Origin of the sequence: Nocardioides jiangxiensis (assembly GCF_030580915.1) — a bacterium.
Classification (GTDB): Bacteria; Actinomycetota; Actinomycetes; order Propionibacteriales; family Nocardioidaceae; genus Nocardioides; species Nocardioides jiangxiensis.
In genome coordinates this window covers 743,770-760,399 of record NZ_JAUQTA010000001.1, presented here as the reverse complement: position 1 = coordinate 760,399, position 16,630 = coordinate 743,770, and the positions used below count along the sequence as shown (strand labels likewise).

The following is a 16,630-nucleotide window of genomic DNA, read 5'->3' as shown; positions in this document are numbered from 1 at the left end:
GCCTTCGTGCATGTTCCGGCAACTTGACATTTCTGGAGATGACCGGCGTGTCGACTGGAAATTACAGGATTGTAGTTACTCACGAACCCTTCCGTTACCCGTGTGACTGTTGTGAAACTGGTGGCTCCTGTGACACTTCCCCGCACTGGAGAGCCACCGATGCGCCTCACCAAGACCCGTTTCGTCACCGTCTGCCAGCAGGCGTTGATCGTCGGCACCGCGTTCGCCGTGCTCGGTCCCGCAGCCGACGTCATCTCGCTCGACGTGGTGACGCAGCCCGACGCGTCGGCGCAGCACGATGCCGGCGTACCGGTGCGTGGGGGGAAGCCCGCGCCCACCGCCCGCGTCGAGACCGCCCCGGTCGAGGCGAAGGTCACCGCGGTGCCGGTGGACGAGAAGGCGGCCGCTCCGGCACACACGGACGTCCCCCGAGGCGGGGAGGTCGTGCAGACGGCGCCGCACGCGGTCGACGGGTTCGGCACGGTCGGCGTCACCTGGAAGCCCGGCACGCAGATCGACGAGAAGGACATCACGGTCCAGGCGCGCACCTCGAAGGACGGCACCTGGTCCGGATGGACGACCGTCCACTACGACGAGGGGGAGGGGCCGGACCCCGGCTCGCCCGACGCGCTGCACGCGCGCCCGGGCACCGACCCGCTGATCGTCGGCGACGTCGACCAGGTACAGACCCGTGTCGTGACGGCGCCCGGTGTCACCGCGCCCGACCTCGAGATGGCCGTCGTCGCCCCGGGTGCGAGCTCGGGGACCGAGGTCGAGAAGCCGGCGATCACCGCTGCCGGCGGCGAAGCCCTGTCCACGTCGCACGGTGACATCTCGCTGCAGGCGGACACGATCACGCCGGCCGCGGGCACCACGACCGTTCCGCGCCCGACGATCTACTCCCGCGCGCAGTGGGGTGCCGACGAGTCGTGGCGCAAGGCAGCCCCGCTCTACGGCAACATCGCGGCGGGCTTCATCCACCACACGGTCAACGCGAACGACTACACCGCCGACCAGGTGCCGGGGATCATCCGCAGCATCTACGCGTACCACACCAAGACCAAGGGCTGGAACGACATCGGCTACAACTTCCTGATCGACCGCTTCGGCCGGATCTGGGAGGGTCGCTACGGCGGCGTCGACAAGGACGTCGTGCCGGCCGCGACGCAGGGCTACAACTCCTACTCCTTCGCCGCGTCCGCGATCGGCAACTACGAGGAGGCCCAGCCGTCGTCCGCGACGCTGGACGCCTATGCCCGCCTGTACGCCTGGAAGCTCGCGCTGAAGGGGATCGCCGCCGACGACACGAGCCAGTACGTCGGGTCGCGCTACTTCCAGGCGATCAACGGCCACCGTGACGCCGGACAGACGGCGTGTCCGGGCAAGTACCTGTACGCCCAGATCCCCGGGATCCGGACCGCCGCCCGCAAGTACCAGCTCGCCGGTGCCTCGGCCACGCCGACGACCTCGCCGAGCCCGACGACCACCGCGACCCCGACGCCCACGCCCGTCACCGGCACGCCGCGGGTGCCGAACCTGGCCGGTGCCTCGTACCCCGACCTCGCAGCGCGCCGTGCCTCGGATGGCGAGGGTGTCGTCCTGCCGACCGGCGGGCTGCTCTCCTTCTCCTCTCCGGTCGCCAAGGGCACCGGCTGGTCCAGGTACGACGTCAAGGTGCTCTCCCCGGACCTGACCGGCGACGGTCGCGCCGACATGCTCGTCCGGATCGCCAGCACCGGCACCGCCGGCGTACGGCCTGGAGCCGGTGACGGCACGTTCGGCCGCGCGGTCGCGCCGGTCAAGACGTTCGTGGGCTACGACCGGATCACCGCGGCCGGCCGCTTCAACGGGGACGGCTTCGGGGACCTGGTCGGGCGCAGCGTCGCCACCGGGAACCTGGTCCTCTTCAAGGGCGACGGAGCCGGGCACTTCACCAAGACCGCCATCGCCTCCGGCTTCGGCGACGTGACGCGCCTGGTCGTCCCCGGCGACATCACGGGCGACGGCCATCCGGACGTGCTTGCGCGCACCACGAGCGGTCGCCTCTACCGCTACGACGGCGACGGACACGGTGCCGTCGGGCCGGGCACCCGCATCGGTGGCACGTGGGACTACCCGGTGCTCGCAGCCGCGGGTGACCTCACCGGCGACGGCCTCAACGACCTCCTGGTCCGCACCGGTGCCGGCACGGTCGCCGCAGCGCCGGGCACGGGTGCCGGCGGCTTCGGCCCGCTCGTCCCGATGGGCGGCAGCCTGGGCGGCCTGTCCGGCGTCGGCGCCGCGCAGGTGGTCGGAACGGCGGCTCCCGACGCCATCGGCTTCGACGGCGACTCGCTCGTCCTCGTCCCCAACAGCGGCCGGACGAACGTGGGCCGGCCGATCGACGCGGGGGTCACCTTCCGCAACGCCAACCAGGTGCTGAACGTCGGTGACTGGGACGGCGACGGCAAGGGTGACGTGATCACGCGCTACGCCGCCAACGGCTACCTCGTGCTCTACCGCGGCCTGGGCAACGGCAAGCTCGCTCCGGGCGCCACGATCGACAAGCGCAACTTCAACTCGGTCACCATGCTCACCGCGGCCGGCGACGTCACCGGCGACGGCAAGCCCGACCTGATCGCGAACAAGGACGGCCAGCTGGTCGCGTTCGCGGGCAACGGTGGCACAGCGGCCCTGAGCGTCGCCAAGGTGCTCAACTCCACGATCAGCGGCAGTGCGCTCCTCGACCTCGGTCGCTGGGACTCCGGGGGCACGCTCGACACCGGCGTCCTCTCCAGCACCGCACTCGGCTGGCTCCCGAGCAACACGGGTACGCCGCGCAAGCTCGCCGCCGACCTGTCCGGCCTCACGGGGGTCATCGGTGCCGGGGACCTGACCGGCGACGGTCGCCGCGACCTGGTCGGCCGCAGCGGCTCCCGGCTGTGGCTGCTGCCGGGCGTGGCCGGCGGCTTCGGCACGCGCCGTTACCTCGGCGCCGGCTACGCGGGCTACGACCTGCTCGGCTGAGGCCTACTGCTCCACCGTCACGAGGTGCTCCGCCGTCACGCGCTCCTGCGTGCGGAGCACCTCGTGACGTCGCGGGTCCGGGTTGCGCCACAGGACGACCGATCCGCCGTGCACCAGGGGCTGCAGGAGCACCGCAGGCTCCGCGAGGGGGTTGGCGGTGGTGAGCAGGCGCTCGCCTGCCCACGGGCCGTCGAGGGGGAGCTCGCTCCACGTGGCGCCGTGCCAGAGGCCCTCGGTGCCGTCGGCGGGGTCCCACGGGACGAACGCGTCCGGCTGCGACCACACCTCCACCCCGAAGTCGTGGACGCCGGCCGGCAGCGGCTCCCGGAAGCGGACGCCGAGCGGCAGGAGCGCCGAGGCGAGCACGGGGGCCGGGCCGTCGGCGTACGCCTCCAGGCGGGAGCGCAGAGGGCCGCAGACCACGAGGTCGGCGTCGCTGGCGTCGCCGGTCACCTCGGCGCCGACGTTCCACACCGCACCCATCACGACCGGAACGAGCCAGTGCGTCGGGAGGTCCACGAGCACGCGGCTGCCGCGCTCGATGTCGAGCTCCTCGACCAGCAGCGAGGAGGTCTTCGCCACCCAGTTGGCGTAGGTGGTGCCGCTGAGCTCGACCCGCTCGCCCGTCGCGTCGTCGTAGAAGGTGACCAGCGGACGGCCGGGCTCGCCCCGGAGGATCTGGCCCAGCAGGCCGGCGAACGTGGTGGGGGCTGCGGGACTCATGGCACCAGCCTAGGGACCATCCCGGGGACGCGTGATCCCCATGTGACACACGCCGTCTACCCTTCGCTCCATGACTTCGGTTGACCACTTCTGGGCCGTCATCCCCGCGGGCGGGGCCGGCACCCGGCTCTGGCCCCTGTCGCGGGCGGGGGCTCCCAAGTTCCTGCACGACCTGACCGGCTCGGGCCGATCCCTGCTGCAGGCGACGGTCGACCGGCTCGGCCCCCTCGCCGGCGACCGCGTCGTCGTCGTCACGGGTGCCGCCCACCTGCCGGCGGTCGCGCGCCAGCTCCCGGATGTGGCCGACGCGCAGCTGGTCGCGGAGCCGACGCCGCGCGACTCGATGGCCGCCATCGGTCTCGCTGCCGCGCTCCTGGAGCGCCGGGATCCCGACGCGGTCATGGGCTCGTTCGCCGCCGACCACGTGATCCCCGACGGCGAGGCCTTCGGCAGGTGCGTGCGCGACGCGATCGAGGCCGCCGAGGCCGGCTGGCTGGTCACGCTGGGCATCGAGCCCACCCACCCTGCGACGGGCTTCGGCTACATCCACGTGGGTGCGGCGATGCCCGACCTGCCGGCCTTCCACGTCAAGGAGTTCGTGGAGAAGCCGTCCGCGCCGGTGGCCGCGGAGTACGTCGCCTCGGGCGACTACCGATGGAACGCCGGCATGTTCGTCGTACGCCCGACGGTGCTGCTCGACCTCCTCGCCGAGGGCGACCCCGGGTTCGCCGCTGACCTCCGCGCGATCGCCGCCGGGGGAGAGGAGGCGATGGCACGCCTGTGGCCGACCCTGCCGAAGATCGCGCTGGACCACGCCGTCGCGGAGCCGGCGGCAGCCGCGGGGCGCATCGCCGTCGTGCCGGGTGCGTTCGACTGGGAGGACGTGGGCGACTTCGCCTCGCTGGGTGACCTCCTCGACCCCGATGCCTCCTCGGGCGCGCTCACCGTCCTCGGTGAGGAGGCGCTGGTCCACACGAGGAGCTCCTCCGGACTCGTCGTCCCCGGCGGCGGACGCTTCGTGGCCGTCCTCGGGCTCGACGACGTCATCGTGGTCGACACCCCGGACGCCGTCCTCGTCGCGAGCCGCGACCACGCGCAGGACGTGAAGGCCGTCGTCAACGCACTCAAGGACGCCGGGCGCACCGACCTGGTGTGATCCGACCTGCCCTGGCAGACGACGAAGGGGCGCACCGATCGCGATCGGTGCGCCCCTTCGTCCGTGTGGCGGGGTGGGCCGGCGCGGTCAGGCGGCGGTCGGCTCCGGGCTGTTGAGATACGGGTACGCCGTCATGAACTTCTTCAGGGCGTCGCCGGAGACGGCGCTGCAGTACTCCCACACGCCGGCCTCGGCGGTGACCTTGGCCTTCTCGGCGATCTTCTTGTCCTCGTCGGCGACCGTCTTGGCCCAGTGCGTGATCGCGACGTGCTGGCCCTCGGGGAACGGCTTGCCGTCCTTCTTCAGCCACGGGACGAGCTTGACCTTGAGGCGGTAGTCGTCCTGCCCCTGGAACTTCGCTGCGATGCCGCGGAGGTCGTCCATCTGCTTGTCGTCCTTGGCGATGGTCTCGTCGTACCAGAGGATCGTGTAGCCGTGCTCGAGGTTGTGGACGAGCATCTCCACCCGCGGGCGGTCCTTCTCGGTGTAGAGCTTGCGCTTGATCGAGTCCGGGTAGATCTCGTGCTGGCCGAACGCCGGCGGCGACGGCTCCTTGGAGTAGTCGACGAACGTGCCCGGGTCGACGTGCTGCTGGTCGCCCTCGGCCGACTTGAACGAGCGCGGCCCGCACACGCTGGCCTTCGCGCCGATGTCGGCGAGCTGCACCTTGTTGAGGGAACGCAGGTCCCACCAGTCCTTGACCGGCTTGAACGCGGCACCGCCGACGATGAGGAGCGCGACCATCACGGCGACGGTGAGGATGACCCGGCCCTGGCGCTGGTCGGCGCGCTGGGCGTCGCGACGGATCTTGTCGACGGCGGCGCGTCGGTCGGAGGAGGAGCTGGCCACGGCTGCTCGGCACCTTTCGTGGGGGTGTCAGTCGTCGGTCATCGCGGCGTGCGGCCGCGCGAGTGGAACGGAGTCTACGGGTGGTCCCCACACGTCAATCACTGGACGGACGTATAGCAGAACCGGGCTTGACTTCACGCGTACGACAGGCATGTAATTCCCGTAGTGTCGTTCGCAGCGGGGAAGTTGTGTGGGACACCAGGCCAGGAACACATGGGGCCAGCAGTTTTCAGGGTCGACACAAAGGGGAGTTCCCATGCGTGAGCTGTACTTGCTCGACGGGGACGTCGAGGAAATTGGTTGGCAGGAGCGTGCGCTGTGCGCCCAGACCGACCCGGAAGCGTTCTTCCCGGAGAAGGGCGGTTCCACCCGCGAGGCCAAGAAGGTCTGCCACACCTGCGAGGTGCAGGGTGACTGCCTCGAGTACGCGCTCGGCAACGACGAGCGCTTCGGCATCTGGGGCGGTCTGTCCGAGCGGGAGCGTCGCAAGCTGAAGAAGCGCGCGGTCTGACCGGCAGCGCCATCACGGAGAACGACGGGGGCCCGACGGGCCCCCGTCTTCGCGTTTTCTCACTCCTCCTCACCCGTTAGGGTCCCTTGCGTGACAGTCACCGCCCTCCTGGTCAGCCATGACGGAGCCCGCTGGCTTCCGGCCGTCCTCGAGGGGCTGGCCGGCCAGACCCGGCAGCCCGACCGCCTCCTCGCCATCGACACCGGCAGCAGCGACGGCTCCGCCGACCTGCTGAGGGAGGCGCTGGGCGATGCCGCCGTCCGCGAGGAGGAGTGCTCGTTCCCGGAGGCGATCGCCCGCCTCCTGCCGGAGGTGACCACCGACTGGGTCTGGATCCTCCACGACGACGCGAACCCCGCGCCGACCGCGCTCGCCGAGCTCGTCGCGACCGCCACGCGGCACGACGCCGCCATCGCGGGTCCGAAGCTGCGCGAGTGGCCGTCGCTGCTCCGCCTGCTCGAGCTCGGCGTCTCGCTCTCGGCGACCGGGCGCCGGGAGACCGGCCTGGAGCGGGGCGAGTACGACCAGGGGCAGCACGACAAGGTCCGTGAGGTCCTCGCGGTCAACACCGCCGGCATGCTGGTACGCCGCGACGCGCTCGAGGCGCTCGACGGCTTCGACCGGCACCTCCCGCTCTACGGCAACGACATCGACTTCGGCTGGCGCGCGGCTCGCGCCGGCCTCCGCACCGTCGTGGTGCCCACGGCGGTGGTCTTCCACGCGGAGGCCGCCCACCGCGGCGTACGCCGGAGCGCGCTGTCCGGGCGACGCACGCGGACCCATCGCTACGAGCGCGAGGCCGCGCTGTACACGCTGCTGGTCAACAGCGAGCGGTGGTTCCTGCCGGGTCTGCTGCGCCTCACCCTGGGCACCGTGCTCCGGGTGCTGGGCTACCTCCTCGCCCGCCAGCCCGGCCACGCGGGCGACGAGTTCGCCGCGCTCCTCAACACCTACGGTCACCTGCCCGGCATCCTCCACCGGCGGCGCTCGCTGCCGCCTGCCGTCAGCGACACGGCGGGCCTGCGCCCGCCCTGGTGGCTGCCTTACCGGCACGGTCTGGACACCGTCACCGACTTCGCCTCCGCCGTCGCCCTGCAGGGCCGCGACGCCGCCGACCGTCGCCGCGTGGCCCGCGCCGAGCGGCTCGGCCTGCCGGCGCCCGTGCCTGTCGACGAGGACGAGCTCGCCGACGACACCGGGCTCGTCGCGCGGTACTTCACCAGTCCGCTCGCCCTGGCCATCACCGCTGCGGCGATCCTCGGCCTGTGGGCGGCGCGGGTGGCCTTCGGCCCCATCGCGGGTGGTGCGCTGAGCCCGGCGCCCGCCCAGGCGAGTGACTGGTGGCACCTCGCGCTCGACGGCTGGCACCAGCTCGGGCAGGGCACGGACGCCCCGGCCCCGGGTTACGTCCTGCCGTTCGCGCTCGCCGCGACCGTCCTGTTCGGCTCGCCCACGGTGGCGGTCTCCGTCCTCTTCCTGGTCGCCGTCCCGTTCGCCGGCTGGGGCGCATGGCGCTTCCTCCGTGCGGTGTGCGAGCTGGTCACCGGTCGCGTCGACACCGCCGTCGCCCTCTGGGGCGCGATCGCGTACGCCGCCGTCCCCGTCGCCTCGGGTGCGTGGGGCCAGGGTCGCTTCGGCATCGTCGCCTCGGCGGCGCTGCTGCCGTGGTTCGCCCACGTCGTGACCGGCCTCTTCGAGACCTCGGCGGACCGCCGCTGGCGTGCTGCGTGGCGCGGTGGCGCGATGCTCGCCCTGCTGACCGCCTTCACCCCGTCGGCCTGGCTGGTCGCGCTGATGGGTGTGGCCGTGCTGCTCGGCCTGGGCTTCGTGCTCGCTCGCGACGTCGTCGCCTCGAAGGACGTCTGGCTTCCGCTCGTCGTGGTCCTGCTCGTGCCCGCGGCACTCATGCTGCCGGGCGCGGTCGGCATGGTCGGTCACGATCCCGCGGCGCTCTTCCTCGAGGCCGGCCGGCTCTCGCCGACCCCGGGGGCCCTCGACCTGATCGCCGGACGCGTGGGCGGGCTCGGTGCGCCGGTCTGGGCCGGCCTGCTGCTCCTCGTGCCCGGCCTCGCGGCGCTGCTGCGTGCGCGCACCCGCGTGCCGGTGCTGGCCTGCTGGATCCTGGTAGCGGTCGCAGCCGTGGTCGCGGCGATCCTCAGCCACGTCACCGTCTCGCTGCCCGCCGGTCCTGTCCGCCCGGGCCTCGGCTTCCTGGTCGTGGTGGTCCAGGGCGCGCTGCTCTGCGCGGCCGTCATCGCCGCGCAGGGCCTGCGGCCCCGGCGCACCGGCGTCCACTCGCAGGACTGGCGCTTCGTCGGCGGTGCGCTGCTGGCCCTCGTGGCCGTGACCGGGCCCGTGGTGGGGCTCGGCTGGTGGGTGTTCGACGGCGACAACCTGCTGGACCGGCCCACGCACAGCGACGTGCCGGCGTACATGGTGCAGGCGGCCGACGAGGGCCGCGGTCACGGCGTGCTCGTCATCCGCGGCGACGCCCACAAGGGCATCACCTGGGAGGTGCACCGTGGCTCCGGCATCACCCTGGGCGAGGACGAGGTGCTGGCGCTGACCGGTCCCGACCAGCGGCTGGACAAGGCGGTCCGCTCGCTGGTCTCGCGGGCGACGCCGCAGGTGCTCGACACCCTGACCGGCGCCGGCATCGACTACGTGCTGCTGCCGACGCCCGCATCGGCGCAGGTGGCGGCGGGTCTCGATGCGGCCGACGGCCTGACCCAGGCCAGCGCTCCGGACCCGCGCACCCGCGCGTGGCAGCTCACCAAGACCGCTGACGGTGACGCCGTCGCCGGTGAGGACCCGTGGTGGCACCGCATCCTGGTCACGCTGCAGCTCATCGCGATCGTCGTCGTCGCCGTGCTGTGTGGACCGACCCGACGGGAGGAGGACGCGTGAACGACTTCCCCGGCCGCCGCGTCGCGCTCGGCACCGCGCGCAAGGTCCGGCCCGCCACGGCGATCGCCGTCGGCGCTCCGGCCGTCACGCTGCTCGCGTTGCTCGTGCAGGCCCCGGCCGACACACAGCACGACGACGCCCGTCACGAGCCGACCACGCACGCCCTGACCTCGGCCGACCTCTTCTGCCCTGCCTCCGACCGCGGACCGATCCGGATCGCCTCTGCGTCGACCAGCGCCGACCCCGGCTCGCTGACGCAGCGCAAGCCCGGCGGCACGCGCACCCCGCTCGCCCTCGCGGTCGGCGGCACCCGCACCGTCTCTTCGCCGGACGGCCTGCTCCTGCACGCCGAGGGCGGCCTGGCCCCGGGGCTCGTCGGCGCACGGCTGGGCGAGCCGCGTCCCGCCGCCCGCGAGTGCACCGCTCCGGGTGGGGTCCGCTGGTTCGTCGGGGCCGGCTCCGGTGCGTCCCACCTCTCGACCCTGACCCTGGCCAACCCCGACGGCGGTCCCGCCGTCGCCGACATCACGATCTGGTCCACCGACGGCCAGCTCCAGGACATCCAGTCCCGGGGACTCACCATCAGCGGCGGCAAGGTGTCGACGCTGTCGCTGGAGTCCCTGGCTCCCGACGCGCACGAGCTCGCCGTTCGGGTCGTCGTCTCCCGAGGGCGCCTGGCTGCCTCGATGCGCGACGAGTTCGGCAAGGTGGGCGAGGCCCTTCGCGCCGATGCGCTGCCCGCCGGAGCGTCCCCCTCGCGCGAGCAGGTCGTGCCGGGGCTGACCCGCAAGGCCTCCTCGCGCGTGCTCACGCTCGTCAACCCGGGCACCAGCGAGGCCCAGGTGACGCTGGGCATCGCGGGCGCGCGCAGCACGTTCGCCCCGAGCGGTGTCGGCCAGATCCGGGTCCCGGCCGGCAAGGTCGTGGTCACCGACCTGACCAAGGCGCTGGAGAAGGTCACCGGAAGCGAGGACACCTCCCTCGTTGTGCGCTCGACCGTGCCGGTCGCGGCGGGCGTCCGTGCCGTGGTCGCCGGGGACCTGGTGCACCATCCGGCGATCCAGCTGCGCACGGGGCTCCTCTCCTCGGTCGTGCCCGACGTCGGCACGCCGACCCTCGTGCTGACAGCGGGGGACACGACCGGCAAGGTCACGGTGCGGTGGGACGGCGGTCGCGAGACCACCCTCGAGATCAACGCGGGCACCACGCTGGCCGTGGCCGCGCCCAGGCACGCGCACCTGGTCACGGTCGACGCCGACGTGCCGGTCGCGTCGGTCGTCCGCACGCAGACGAAGGACGGAGCAGCGCTGCTGCCGCTGCGCGCCGTCGCGACCGAGCTCCTCGTGCCGGCGGTCCGGCCGGCCTGGCCGCCCCGCTAGCGGCACCGGACCGGCGGCGGCTCGCGCCGGATGGATCAGTCCCCGGGCTGGTAGCGGGGGTCGATGTCCTCGGCCGGCAGCCCGAGCAGCTCGGCGACGTTCTCGACGACGAGCGTGAGCACGAGCGCCTCGAGGTCCTCGCGCTCGGGAGCCCGGTGCTCGATCGGACGGCGGAAGAGGACGAGCCGGTGCGGGCGCCCGGCGCCGCCGCGGACCATCGAGGCCAGGGGAGTGGAGTCGTGTGCCCAGCCGTCGGGCAGCAGCGGCGTGTCCTCCACGGCGTACTCGAGGGTGCCGACGGCCTGGAGCTCCCGCTGCCAGCGCGCGTCGATCGCGTCGGCGACCGCCAGGACCAGGTCGTCGAAGCGCTCGCGACGCGTCGGACGCGGCGGGATCGAGCGGACGCCGCCTGCCCACGCGGGCAGCACGCCCGGGCCGCGCATGCCGCGCCCGCGGCGGTCCCGACGGGGTCTCGTAGCCACGGCCGCACCCTATATGGGCGAGCCTCAGCCGGACGTGAGGAATCGGGCGGTAGCGTCTGCTCCGTGAGTTCAGCCCGTCGTTGTTCCAAGACTGCTTGCGGCCGCCCGGCCGTGATGACGCTGACCTACGTCTACGCCGACCAGACGGCCGTCGTCGGCCCGCTGGCGCTCCACGCCGAGCCGCACGCCTACGACCTGTGCGAGTTCCACAGCGAGCGGCTCTCTGCGCCGCGTGGGTGGGAGGTCCTGCGCCTCGCCGCCGACCCCTCGCTCGCCGGCCCCTCGAGCGACGACCTGCTCGCCCTGGCGGATGCCGTCCGCGAGGCGGCCCGCCCGATCGCGCCGTCGCCGGAGCCGGTCCAGCCGCGCCTCGCCGACGGCGGGATGCGCGAGACCGCGCGCCGCGGCCACCTCCGCGCTCTCTCCTCCGACTAGGAGTGGGCGCCTCCCGACGGCGCGCCCCTCGCTCCCGCTAGGCTCGGGCCCATGTCCGAGACGCTCTCCGCGGAGAACCTCCACGCCATCTTCAAGGCCTACGACATCCGGGGCCTCGTCGGCTCGCAGATCGACGAGGAGCTCGCGCACCGGATCGGGGCGGCGTTCGTCCAGGTCCTCGGGGCCGAGACCGTCGTCGTCGGCCACGACATGCGCCCCTCGTCGCCCGGGATGGCCGGTGCCTTCGCCGACGGCGCCGCGCAGGCGGGTGCCGACGTCGTCCTGATCGGGCTGGCCTCCACCGACCAGCTCTACTTCGCCTCCGGCAGCCTCGGCCACGCGGGCGCGATGTTCACCGCGAGCCACAACCCCGCGGCGTACAACGGGATCAAGCTCTGCCGTCCGGGCGCTGCGCCGGTCGGCATGGAGACGGGCCTGGCCGAGATCCGCGACCTCGTCCTCGCCGGAACCGCGCCGACGTCGGGCCGCGTCGGCGAGATCACCAGCCACGACGTCCTGGAGGCGTACGCAGCGCACCTGCTCAGCCTGGCCCCGGTCAAGGGCCGCCCGCTCAAGGTCGTCGCCGATGCGGGCAACGGCATGGCCGGCCTCACCGCTCCGGCGGTCTTCGAGCGGCTCGGCGCGGAGCAGGCGACGCTCGTGCCGATGTACTTCGAGCTGGACGGCACGTTCCCCAACCACGAGGCGAACCCGATCGAGCCGGAGAACCTCGTCGACCTGCAGAAGCGCGTCCTCGAGGAGGGTGCCGACATCGGCCTGGCCTTCGACGGCGACGCCGACCGCTGCTTCCTCGTCGACGAGAAGGGGGCCCTGGTCTCGCCCTCGACCCTCACCGCCCTGATCGCGCACCGCGAGCTGGCCAAGGAGCCCGGCGGCACCATCATCCACAACCTGATCACGAGCCGCTCGGTGCCCGAGATCGTCACCGAGCAGGGCGGCAACCCGGTCCGCACGCGCGTCGGCCACTCCTACATCAAGGCCACGATGGCCGAGACCGGCGCCATCTTCGGCGGTGAGCACTCCGGCCACTTCTACTTCCGCGACTTCTGGCGCGCCGACTCCGGCATGCTCGCGGCTCTGCACGCGCTGGCCGCCCTCGCCGAGACCGACCAGCCCCTCTCGTCGCTGCTGGCCGACTACGCGCGCTACCCGATGTCGGGAGAGATCAATTCGACCGTCGCCGACCAGGCCGCCGTCCTCGACGAGCTCCGGGCGACGTACGCCGACCGCGAGGGCGTGACCCTCGACGAGCTCGACGGCCTGACCGTCGCGCACGCAGACTGGTGGTTCAACGTGCGTGCCTCCAACACCGAGCCGCTGCTGCGACTCAACGCCGAGGGCAAGGACCAGGCCACGATGGTCGCGGTCCGTGACGCCGTACTCACCGTGATCAGGAGCGAGCGATGAAGATCGACCCCCGTCTGCTGGACATCGTCCGCTGCCCGGACTGCCAGGGCGTGCTCGCCCCGGTCGCCGAGGAGCTGGTCTGCCAGGGCTGTGGCCTGGCCTACCCGGTGCGCGACGACATCCCCGTCCTGCTCGTCGACGAAGCCCGCGCGACGCGCTGATCGACCCGGCCCTGGAGGAGACGTGATGGCCGAGTTCGACGAGGCCCGTCTGGACGACCCGGCGGCCCTGGCGGCGGCGGACGAGCGGCTGCGCGAGCTCGCCGAGTCCGGCGCCCGCGTCCGCCGTGAGGCCGGCGAGGCCGGCGAGGCGATCCTGCGTGCGGTCGCCGAGCGCGGGGGAGAGCGCCCCCGGGCGGTCATCGCCGCCGGTCCCGACTCCCGTCTGCTCCGTGCCGTGCTCGAGCCGTGGTGTCCGGTGCCGTTCGTGGCCTGGCCGGCCCCCGGCCTGCCGGGGTGGGCGGGCAGTCTCGACCTGGTCGTCATGCTCGCGCCCCAGGGGTCCGACCCGGCCGCCGCCTCCGCTGTCGCCGAGGCCGTGCGCCGTGGCTGCCAGGTCGTCGTCGCCTGCCGACCGGGCTCCATGGTCGCCGAGCACGCCGAGGGCCGCTGGTCCACGCTGCTGCCCACGACGACCGGCGACCAGCTGGCGACCGCCGTGGTGATGCTGGACTTCCTGCACCGGGTGGGCCTCGGCCCCGCCTGCGCTGCCGACGAGGTCGCCGCCTCGCTCGACGAGGTCGCGGTCGCCTCGTCGCCGCACACGGACCTGGCCGGCAACCCGGCCAAGGAGCTCGCGATCGCGCTCGCCGAGGCGCTGCCGCTGGTCTGGGGCGGTTCGACGCTCGCGGCCCGGGCGGCCCGCCGGCTCGCGGAGCAGTTCCGCCGTTCCTCGGGACGCAGCGCGCTGGCCGGAGACGCCGAGCACCTGCTGCCCGTGATCGAGGCCACCAGGCCGCGCAACCTCTTCGACGACCCGGTCGACGGCTCGGACCTGCGCCCGCTGCTGCTCGTGCTGGACGACGGCGCCGACGACCCGGTGGTGCGCGAGCAGCGCGGCCGGCTGCAGACGGCGGCCGCGCGCAGCGGCGTTCGCGTGGAGACGCTGGCGAGCGACGCCGTCAGCGAGGTCGCCCGCTACGCCTCGCTCCTCCTCGCCGGGACGTACGCCGCCGAGTACCTCGCGGTGGGCCTCGCCGGCGAGTAGTGGGGTCCCGATAGCCTTCGCGCCATGAGCGCTGGACTCTTCGGACTTCTCGACGACATCGCGGCCCTGGCCCGCCTGGCCGCGGCGTCGATCGACGACGTCGGCGCGGCCGCCGGCAAGGCCACGCTGAAGGCGACCGGCGTCGTGGTCGACGACACGGCCGTGACCCCGCAGTACGTCCACGGCATCGCCGCGGAGCGCGAGCTGCCGATCATCAAGAAGATCGCGGTCGGGTCGTTGCGCAACAAGCTGGTCTTCATCCTCCCGGCGGCCCTCCTGCTCAGCCAGTTCCTTCCCTCGGCGCTGCCGGTGCTGCTGATCCTGGGCGGCACCTACCTGGCGTTCGAGGGTGCGGAGAAGGTGTGGGAGGCGTTCGCGCACCACGACGACCACGTCGGCGACCTCGAGACCGTGGAGCACACGCCCCACGAGGAGAAGCAGCTGATCGCCGGCGCCGTCCGCACGGACTTCATCCTGTCCACCGAGATCATGGTCATCGCGCTCGACTCGGTGAAGGACGAGGCGTTCCTGGCCCGCCTGGCGATCCTGGTCGTGGTGGCGATCGCGATCACGATCGGCGTCTACGGCGTCGTCGCCGCCATCGTGAAGATGGACGACGTGGGCCTGCTGCTGGCCGGACGGAAGTCGCCCGGCGTGCAGAGGTTCGGGCGCGGCCTGGTCGCGGCCATGCCGAAGGTGCTCTCGACGCTCTCGACGGTGGGCATCGTCGCGATGCTCTGGGTCGGCGGCCACATCCTCCTCGTCAACGTCCACGAGCTCGGCTGGTGGGAGGGTCCGTACGAGCTGGTCCACCACCTGGAGCACGCGGTGCACGGGGGAGCGGTGGGCTGGCTGGTCAACACCGGCTGCTCCGCCGTCGTCGGGCTGGCCGTGGGTGCCCTCGTGGCCGTCGTCCTCCACCTCCTCCCGCACCGCACGGGTCCCGACGCGGCCCACTGAGGACGCCGCGCGGCGTCCGGGGTGCCGCTGAGTCGTCCGTCGCGGCGCCCCGCTTGTACGCTGGGTCACTGTCGTGCGCGGGAGATCCCGGACGAGTGCAGATGCACCGCAAGACACCCTTCTTCACGTTTGAGGAAATTCATGGACTACAAGGTTGCTGACCTTTCCCTGGCCGAGTTCGGCCGCAAGGAGCTGACCCTCGCCGAGCACGAGATGCCCGGCCTGATGGAGATGCGTCGCCGCTACGCCGACTCGCAGCCGCTCAAGGGCGCGCGCATCGCCGGCTCGCTGCACATGACGATCCAGACCGGTGTCCTCATCGAGACGCTGACCGCGCTCGGTGCCGACGTCCGCTGGGCGACCTGCAACATCTTCTCCACCCAGGACCACGCCGCCGCCGCGGTCGTGGTCGGCCCCAACGGCACCGTCGACGCCCCGTCCGGTACCCCGGTCTTCGCCTGGAAGGGCGAGACGCTGGCGGAGTACTGGGACGAGGCCGAGAAGGTCTTCGACTTCACCGACGCCGAGGGCAACAAGATCGGCCCGAACATGCTCCTCGACGACGGCGGCGACATCACGCTGCTCGTCCACAAGGGCGTGGAGTTCGAGAAGGCCGGCGCCGTCCCCAGCCAGGACTCGACCGACAACGAGGAGTACAAGGAGGTCCTCCGGGTCCTCGCGCGCTCCCTCGACAACGACCCGCAGCGCTGGACCACCATCGCCAACGGCATCAAGGGCGTCACGGAGGAGACCACCACCGGTGTGCTCCGCCTCTACGACCGCTTCAAGGAGGGCTCGCTCCTCTTCCCGGCGATCAACGTCAACGACTCCGTCACCAAGTCGAAGTTCGACAACAAGTACGGCTGCCGCCACTCGCTGATCGACGGCATCAACCGTGGCACCGACGTCATGATCGCCGGCAAGACCGCGGTCGTCTGTGGCTACGGCGACGTCGGCAAGGGCTCGGCCGAGTCCCTGCGTGGCCAGGGTGCCCGCGTCATCATCACCGAGATCGACCCGATCTGCGCCCTGCAGGCGGCGATGGACGGCTACGAGGTCAAGCGCCTCGAGTCCGTCGTCGACTTCGCCGACATCTTCATCACCACGACCGGCAACTTCGACATCATCCGGGTCGAGCACTTCGAGCGGATGAAGAACCAGGCCATCGTCGGCAACATCGGCCACTTCGACAACGAGATCGACATGGCCGGCCTCGCGAAGATCCCGGGCATCGTCAAGGACGAGATCAAGCCCCAGGTCCACCAATGGATCTTCCCCGACGGCAAGAAGGTCATCGTCCTCTCCGAGGGCCGCCTGCTGAACCTCGGCAACGCGACCGGCCACCCGTCGTTCGTCATGTCGAACTCGTTCACCAACCAGGTGCTCGCGCAGATCGAGATCTACACGAAGACGGCCGAGTACCCGATCGGCGTCTACGTGCTGCCCAAGCACCTCGACGAGGAGGTCGCCCGCCTGCACCTCGACGCCATCGGTGTCGAGCTCACCGAGCTCACGCAGGCCCAGGCCGACTACCTCGGCGTCCCGGTCGAGGGTCCGTTCAAGTCGGACCACTACCGCTACTGAGCAT

14 protein-coding genes are annotated in these 16,630 nt (G+C 72.3%); 11 read left to right on the top strand and 3 right to left on the bottom strand.

Going from position 1 to position 16,630, the window contains the following annotated elements:
- The first annotated feature begins 159 nt into the window (after positions 1-159).
- Positions 160-3,006, top strand: a complete 2,847-nt coding sequence (locus Q5722_RS03805) for an FG-GAP-like repeat-containing protein (protein ID WP_305026884.1) — start codon at positions 160-162, stop codon at positions 3,004-3,006.
- Between the two features lie 3 nt (positions 3,007-3,009).
- On the opposite strand, the gene Q5722_RS03800 is transcribed toward Q5722_RS03805, so the two are convergent.
- Positions 3,010-3,729 carry a TIGR03089 family protein gene (locus tag Q5722_RS03800; protein WP_305026883.1) on the bottom strand — a complete coding sequence of 240 codons (720 nt, stop codon included), beginning with the start codon at positions 3,727-3,729 and terminating at the stop codon, positions 3,010-3,012.
- Between the two features lie 70 nt (positions 3,730-3,799).
- On the opposite strand from Q5722_RS03800, the gene Q5722_RS03795 reads away from it, so the two are divergent.
- Entirely contained in the window at positions 3,800-4,885 is a 1,086-nt protein-coding gene (locus tag Q5722_RS03795; RefSeq protein ID WP_305026882.1) for a mannose-1-phosphate guanylyltransferase, read from the top strand.
- An 87-nt stretch (positions 4,886-4,972) separates the two neighbouring features.
- Here the strand turns inward: Q5722_RS03795 and Q5722_RS03790 are convergent, their stop codons facing one another.
- Positions 4,973-5,734: a DUF3105 domain-containing protein gene (locus Q5722_RS03790; protein ID WP_305026881.1), complete on the bottom strand. Its 762-nt coding sequence runs from the start codon at positions 5,732-5,734 to the stop codon at positions 4,973-4,975.
- 256 nt (positions 5,735-5,990) lie between these two features.
- On the opposite strand from Q5722_RS03790, the gene Q5722_RS03785 reads away from it, so the two are divergent.
- From Q5722_RS03785 to Q5722_RS03775, 3 genes are all read left to right on the top strand, one after another.
- Complete coding sequence (locus Q5722_RS03785; protein WP_305026880.1) at positions 5,991-6,245, top strand: WhiB family transcriptional regulator; 255 nt, start codon at positions 5,991-5,993, stop codon at positions 6,243-6,245.
- A 90-nt stretch (positions 6,246-6,335) separates the two neighbouring features.
- Entirely contained in the window at positions 6,336-9,152 is a 2,817-nt protein-coding gene (locus Q5722_RS03780) for a glycosyltransferase family 2 protein (RefSeq protein WP_305026879.1), read from the top strand.
- Positions 9,149-10,531 carry a DUF5719 family protein gene (locus tag Q5722_RS03775; RefSeq protein WP_305026878.1) on the top strand — a complete coding sequence of 461 codons (1,383 nt, stop codon included), beginning with the start codon at positions 9,149-9,151 and terminating at the stop codon, positions 10,529-10,531. The genes Q5722_RS03780 and Q5722_RS03775 overlap by 4 nt, the downstream gene beginning before the upstream one ends.
- Before the next feature lie 35 nt (positions 10,532-10,566).
- Here the strand turns inward: Q5722_RS03775 and Q5722_RS03770 are convergent, their stop codons facing one another.
- Positions 10,567-11,013: a metallopeptidase family protein gene (locus tag Q5722_RS03770; RefSeq protein WP_305026877.1), complete on the bottom strand. Its 447-nt coding sequence runs from the start codon at positions 11,011-11,013 to the stop codon at positions 10,567-10,569.
- Positions 11,014-11,076: 63 nt separating this feature from the next.
- Between Q5722_RS03770 and Q5722_RS03765 the strand changes: the two genes are divergently transcribed.
- From Q5722_RS03765 to ahcY, 6 genes are all read left to right on the top strand, one after another.
- Positions 11,077-11,448 carry a DUF3499 domain-containing protein gene (locus Q5722_RS03765; protein ID WP_305026876.1) on the top strand — a complete coding sequence of 124 codons (372 nt, stop codon included), beginning with the start codon at positions 11,077-11,079 and terminating at the stop codon, positions 11,446-11,448.
- A gap of 51 nt (positions 11,449-11,499) precedes the next feature.
- Positions 11,500-12,876 (top strand): phosphomannomutase/phosphoglucomutase, encoded by a 1,377-nt coding sequence (locus tag Q5722_RS03760; RefSeq protein ID WP_305026875.1) that lies wholly within the window; start codon positions 11,500-11,502, stop codon positions 12,874-12,876.
- Positions 12,873-13,037 (top strand): Trm112 family protein, encoded by a 165-nt coding sequence (locus tag Q5722_RS03755; protein ID WP_305026874.1) that lies wholly within the window; start codon positions 12,873-12,875, stop codon positions 13,035-13,037. The genes Q5722_RS03760 and Q5722_RS03755 overlap by 4 nt, the downstream gene beginning before the upstream one ends.
- 25 nt (positions 13,038-13,062) lie before the next feature.
- Entirely contained in the window at positions 13,063-14,082 is a 1,020-nt protein-coding gene (locus tag Q5722_RS03750) for an SIS domain-containing protein (protein ID WP_305026873.1), read from the top strand.
- 24 nt (positions 14,083-14,106) lie between these two features.
- Positions 14,107-15,042 (top strand): DUF808 domain-containing protein, encoded by a 936-nt coding sequence (locus tag Q5722_RS03745; RefSeq protein WP_305026872.1) that lies wholly within the window; start codon positions 14,107-14,109, stop codon positions 15,040-15,042.
- Between the two features lie 141 nt (positions 15,043-15,183).
- Positions 15,184-16,626, top strand: coding sequence for an adenosylhomocysteinase (ahcY, locus tag Q5722_RS03740; RefSeq protein ID WP_305026871.1), 1,443 nt, complete (start codon positions 15,184-15,186; stop codon positions 16,624-16,626).
- Positions 16,627-16,630: the final 4 nt, after the last annotated feature.

Bases quoted from the DNA above. Each gene is read 5' to 3' on its own strand.
- Q5722_RS03805 (WP_305026884.1), top strand. From the start codon at position 160: ATGCGCCTCACCAAGACCCGTTTCGTCACCGTCTGCCAGCAGGCGTTG.
- Q5722_RS03800 (WP_305026883.1), bottom strand. From the start codon at position 3,729: ATGAGTCCCGCAGCCCCCACCACGTTCGCCGGCCTGCTGGGCCAGATC.
- Q5722_RS03795 (WP_305026882.1), top strand. From the start codon at position 3,800: ATGACTTCGGTTGACCACTTCTGGGCCGTCATCCCCGCGGGCGGGGCC.
- Q5722_RS03785 (WP_305026880.1), top strand. From the start codon at position 5,991: ATGCGTGAGCTGTACTTGCTCGACGGGGACGTCGAGGAAATTGGTTGG.
- Q5722_RS03760 (WP_305026875.1), top strand. From the start codon at position 11,500: ATGTCCGAGACGCTCTCCGCGGAGAACCTCCACGCCATCTTCAAGGCC.
- Q5722_RS03755 (WP_305026874.1), top strand. From the start codon at position 12,873: ATGAAGATCGACCCCCGTCTGCTGGACATCGTCCGCTGCCCGGACTGC.
- Q5722_RS03750 (WP_305026873.1), top strand. From the start codon at position 13,063: ATGGCCGAGTTCGACGAGGCCCGTCTGGACGACCCGGCGGCCCTGGCG.
- Q5722_RS03745 (WP_305026872.1), top strand. From the start codon at position 14,107: ATGAGCGCTGGACTCTTCGGACTTCTCGACGACATCGCGGCCCTGGCC.
- ahcY (WP_305026871.1), top strand. From the start codon at position 15,184: ATGGACTACAAGGTTGCTGACCTTTCCCTGGCCGAGTTCGGCCGCAAG.